Consider the following 4,050-nt stretch of genomic DNA (forward strand, 5'->3'; position numbering starts at 1 on the left):
ACTCGCTCGCGTTCCTCCAGCTGCAGTCGGAACTGCAGACGCTGTACGGCTTCGAGCTGCCGGACGACCGCCCGCTGGCGTTCAGCGTCGGCGAGGTGGTGCTCAAGGCCGGCGCCGACGGTTGCTGGTACGCGACCGGGGCGGGCCCGGCGCATCTGCCCACCGCGGCGGTCGAGGTCGTCGACCCGGTCGGCGCGGGCGACGCGTTCGCCGGCGCCTACCTGGCGGCCCGGCTGGCCGGCATCGACCCGCGGGGCGCCGCCTGGCTGGGCAGCCAGTTCGCCGCCGGTGTCGTGGCCGCACCGGGCGACACCGAGGGCCTGCCCGCGCCGGAGCGGGCCCGTGCGCTGGTCGCGTCAGCCGCCTAGCCGTTCCCGCATCTTCGCGGCGGTGACGCGCGCGTCGTAGTCCGGCGGGACGCCGTCGAACAGGATCGTGTCGCCGTCGATGTGGTTGAGGCGCAGGGGCAGGATCTCGCGGTACGCCGGCGAGGCGTACCAGGCGCGCGCCGCGTCGGCGTCCGGGAACTCCAGCAGCACGACCGTGCCCGGCCACTCCCCCTCGTGCACCTCGACCTTGGGCCCGTGCGCGAGGAAGCGCCCGCCGAACGGGTCCATCGTGGCCTGGATCCGGTCGATGTAGTCGACGATGTCGGCGTTGGCGGTCGGGTTCTTCAAATGCGCCAAGGCGTACGCGGTCATGCGGCCATCATGCCCCGGCGCCGGCCAGCAGGTCACCGAGCGGGGTCCGGTGGTAGAGCACCGCGCGGCCGGAACGGGTCGCGTCGAGCAGGCCGGCGCGGCGCAGGGCGCGCAGGTGGTCGCCGGCCGATCCGACCGGCAGCGACAAGGCGTGGGCGAGCTGCGTGGTGCTGGCCGGCTCGCGGAGCGCGACCAGGATGCGCGCGCGGGTGCGGCCGATCAGCTCCGCCAGCGCGGCCGACGGCGGCGCGGCGGGCGCGCCCCACCAGTCGGCGACGCCGCGCGCCGGGTAGATGATGGCGCGCTCCCACGGGTCGTCGGAGTGCGCGGCGATGCTCGGCCAGATGAACACCGACGGGATGAACGTCACGCCCCGCCCGCCGACCACGACCTCGCGGTCGGCGATCCGGGTCACCTCGATGCCGTCGCCGCGCCAGCGCACCCGCGAATGCAGCCCGTCGAGCGCCGCCGCCCAGCCGTACCGGGCCAGCAGGCCGGAGCGGTAGACGATGTCGCGTTCGCAGATCGCCCGCAGCTGGAGCCAGTCGGCGGCGAGCAGGGCGTCCCAGGCGCGGCGGAGGCCGTCGGCGAGCAGCGCCGTGACGTCCGGCGAGGCGAGGACCTCCCGGGCGTCCGGGTCGGCCGCCGGCCGGGCGGCCAGGCAGGCCGCGATCTCGGCGCGGGCGATCGCCAGCGGCACGGACCGCACCACCTCGAGGTCGTCGTCGATGGTCTGCAGCGCCGCCCGGGTGGGTGGTGGCGCGACGAAGTCGGCGCCGCCGTGCGGGTGGTGCAGCGCGAGCAGGGCGCGCATGGCCGGGTCGGTGCGGCGGAGGTGCTCGAACGCGGGGCGCAGCCGGGCGGCGGGGCCCGGCGTGCGTGGGCCGTGCCGGTCCGTGCCGTCGAACCAGCGGAGCAGGTTCTCCAGCTCGAAGCTCGGCGACAGCGCGAACCGGCTGTGCAGCAGGTCGGACTGGTCGACGAGGTAGCGGAGCATCCCTCGACGTTACGGCCGTGCCCGTAACGTTGGCCAGCCCGGCGGTGCGCCGCGCAGCATGCGGTGGTGAGTTCGACGACCTACCGCGAGGTGTTCGCGGTGCCGGCCTTCCGGGTCCTGTTCCTCAGCCGGTCCATCGCGATCGCCGCCGACACGCTGCGCATCGTGGCGCTGTCGGTGCTGGTGTTCACCGCGACCGGGTCCGCCTGGCTGTCCGCGGTGACGTTCGGCATCGGCTTCCTGCCGCAGGTGCTCGGCGGCGCCCTGTTCGGGTCGCTGTCGGACCGCCTCAAGCCCCGGCCGCTGATCGTGGGCGGCTACGCCGCCGAGTGCGCCGCGGCGCTGGTCCTGGCGCTGCTGCCGCTGCCGACCTGGGCCTGCCTGGTGCTGGTGGCCGCCGTCGCGGTGGGCACGCCGGTGTTCAACGGCGCCTCCAGCCGGCTGGTCGCCGACGTGCTGACCGGCGACGCGTACGTGCTGGGCCGCTCCCTGACCAGCATGGCCTCGGGCGGCGCGCAGCTGCTCGGCCTCGCGGTCGGCGGGGTTGCGGTCGGCGCGCTCGGCCCGCAGCACGCGTTGCTGCTCACCGCCGCCTGTCACCTCGGCGCGGCGCTGATCGTCCGGATCGGGCTCGCCGATCTGCCCGCGTTGCCCTCGGCCGGCGGGGGCGCCGTGCGGCAGAGCTGGTCGACCAACGCGACGCTGCTGGCCGACCCCTGGGTGCGCCGGTTGCTGCTGCTCCAGTGGCTGCCGTCCGCCTTCGTGGTCGGCGCCGAGGCGCTGATGGTGGCGTACGCGTCGACCCGGGGCTTCCCCGCCGCCGCCGTGGGCCTGCTGATGGCCTGCTCGCCGCTCGGCATGCTGGTCGGGCAGCTCGTGATCGGCCGGCTCGTGCCGCCGGACCTACGGACCCGGCTGGTCGCCCCGCTCGTCCTGCTGCTCGGGCTGCCGCCGGTGGCGTTCGCGTTCGACCCGCCGCTGGTCGTCTGCGGAGCGCTGATGGTGGCCAGCGGGGCCGGGTTCGCGTACTCGCTGGGCCTGCAGCGGGCGTTCGTCGACGCCGTGCCGGAACGCGGCCGCGGCCAGGCGTTCGGGCTGCTCTCCACCGGCCTGATGACGCTGCAGGGCGTCGGCCCGGCGGTGTTCGGCGCCCTCGCCTCGCTGACCGCGCCACGCTGGGCGGTGGCCCTCGCGGGAGTGACGACGGTCACGACCGCGCTGCTCGTGCCGCCGAGCCGATTCCTTCTCGACCCCGGTGCGGTCAACACCGGTAGAGGGAAGGAGGCCCACGATGGCCAGCACGCAGTCACGCGCCGTGGAGCGCATGTACCGGACCTGGACACACGAACGCCGCAACCCGCCGGCGGAGCCGGAGCCGAGGGAGACCGACGACCACTGGGGTGACCTGACGGCCGAGCCGCGCGGCGTCGACTACATCGAGGTCGACGACGGGCTCTGGCTGGCGCCCAAGGGCACCGAGGGTGCGGGCGCGGCGCTGCTGTGCCTGCACGGCGGCGGGTTCGTCAGCGGGTCGGTGTTCACCCATCGGAAGGTGTACGCGCACCTCGCCAAGGCCGTCGGCGTCCCCGCGCTGATCGCGCACCAGCGGTACACCCCGGAACATCCGTACCCGTCGCAGCAGGAGGACGCGCTCGCCGCGTACGCCGGGCTGGTCGGAAAGGGTTTCGACCGGATCGCGCTCGTCGGTGACTCGGCGGGCGGCGGTCTCGCGATCACCGCGACCCTGGCCGCCCGCGCGCGGCGCCTCCCGCCGCCGGCCGCGCTGCTGCTGATCTCGCCGTGGGTGGACATGACGGTCAGCGGTGACAGCTTCGACACCAACGCGGAGAAGGACGGCTTCTTCTACCGTGACGTGGTGACGGAGCTGGCCGCGATGTACCTCGCCGGCCGTGACCCGCGGGACCCGGCGGTCAACCCGCTGTACGCGGACCTGACCGGGCTGCCGCCGATGTTCATCCAGGTCGGCGGCGACGAGACGCTGCTCGACGAGAGCCGCATGCTGGAGAAGCGGGCCCGGGACGCCGGCGTCGAGGTGCGCCGGGACGTGTTCGAGGAGCAGCAGCACACGTTCCAGATGGCCGCGGGGCGCGCGCCGGAGGCGGATGACGCGATCGGGCGGCTCGCCGCCTGGGTACGACCGAGACTGGAGCTGTGAGGATGGATGCCGGGGAGTTCGCGGCGGCGGCCGAGCCGTTCCGCCGCGAGCTGACCGCGCACTGCTACCGGATGCTCGGCTCGGCGGGCCGTGCTGCCAGGTCCGCGCTGCTTGACCGGTTGACCGGGCTGGCTGCCGACCTCCGTGCCGGTGTTCCGATTCAGGCGGCGGCAAAG

5 protein-coding genes and 1 pseudogene are annotated in these 4,050 nt (G+C 74.8%); 4 read left to right on the forward strand and 2 right to left on the reverse strand.

Going from position 1 to position 4,050, the window contains the following annotated elements; all coding sequences use genetic code 11:
• Positions 1-368, forward strand: a 368-nt coding sequence (locus AB0H87_RS38950; protein WP_360157927.1) for a PfkB family carbohydrate kinase, incomplete at its 5' end; no start/stop codon positions are given.
• Here AB0H87_RS38950 and AB0H87_RS38955 read toward each other — a convergent pair.
• Positions 357-701 carry a DUF1330 domain-containing protein gene (locus tag AB0H87_RS38955; protein WP_360157930.1) on the reverse strand — a complete coding sequence of 115 codons (345 nt, stop codon included), beginning with the start codon at positions 699-701 and terminating at the stop codon, positions 357-359. The two genes, AB0H87_RS38950 and AB0H87_RS38955, sit on opposite strands and share 12 nt — an antisense overlap.
• 7 nt (positions 702-708) lie before the next feature.
• The gene (locus AB0H87_RS38960; RefSeq protein ID WP_360157933.1) at positions 709-1,698 is read right to left on the reverse strand and encodes a DUF5937 family protein; all 990 of its coding nucleotides are present in this window, start codon (positions 1,696-1,698) and stop codon (positions 709-711) included.
• 66 nt (positions 1,699-1,764) lie between these two features.
• Here AB0H87_RS38960 and AB0H87_RS38965 point away from each other — a divergent pair, with 66 nt between their 5' ends.
• From AB0H87_RS38965 to AB0H87_RS38975, 3 genes and pseudogenes are all read left to right on the forward strand, one after another.
• On the forward strand, positions 1,765-3,102 hold the full coding sequence (locus tag AB0H87_RS38965) for an MFS transporter (protein WP_360157936.1): 1,338 nt from the start codon (positions 1,765-1,767) through the stop codon (positions 3,100-3,102).
• A complete protein-coding gene (locus AB0H87_RS38970; protein WP_360157939.1) occupies positions 3,023-3,874 on the forward strand; it encodes an alpha/beta hydrolase in 852 nt (283 codons plus the stop codon). Before AB0H87_RS38965 ends, AB0H87_RS38970 begins: the two co-directional genes overlap by 80 nt.
• Positions 3,871-4,050, forward strand: a pseudogene (locus AB0H87_RS38975) (hypothetical protein); the annotation flags it as partial. The gene AB0H87_RS38970 and the pseudogene AB0H87_RS38975, both read left to right, overlap by 4 nt.

Origin of the sequence: Asanoa sp. NPDC050611, from assembly GCF_040654855.1 — a bacterium.
GTDB lineage: Bacteria > Actinomycetota > Actinomycetes > Mycobacteriales > Micromonosporaceae > Asanoa.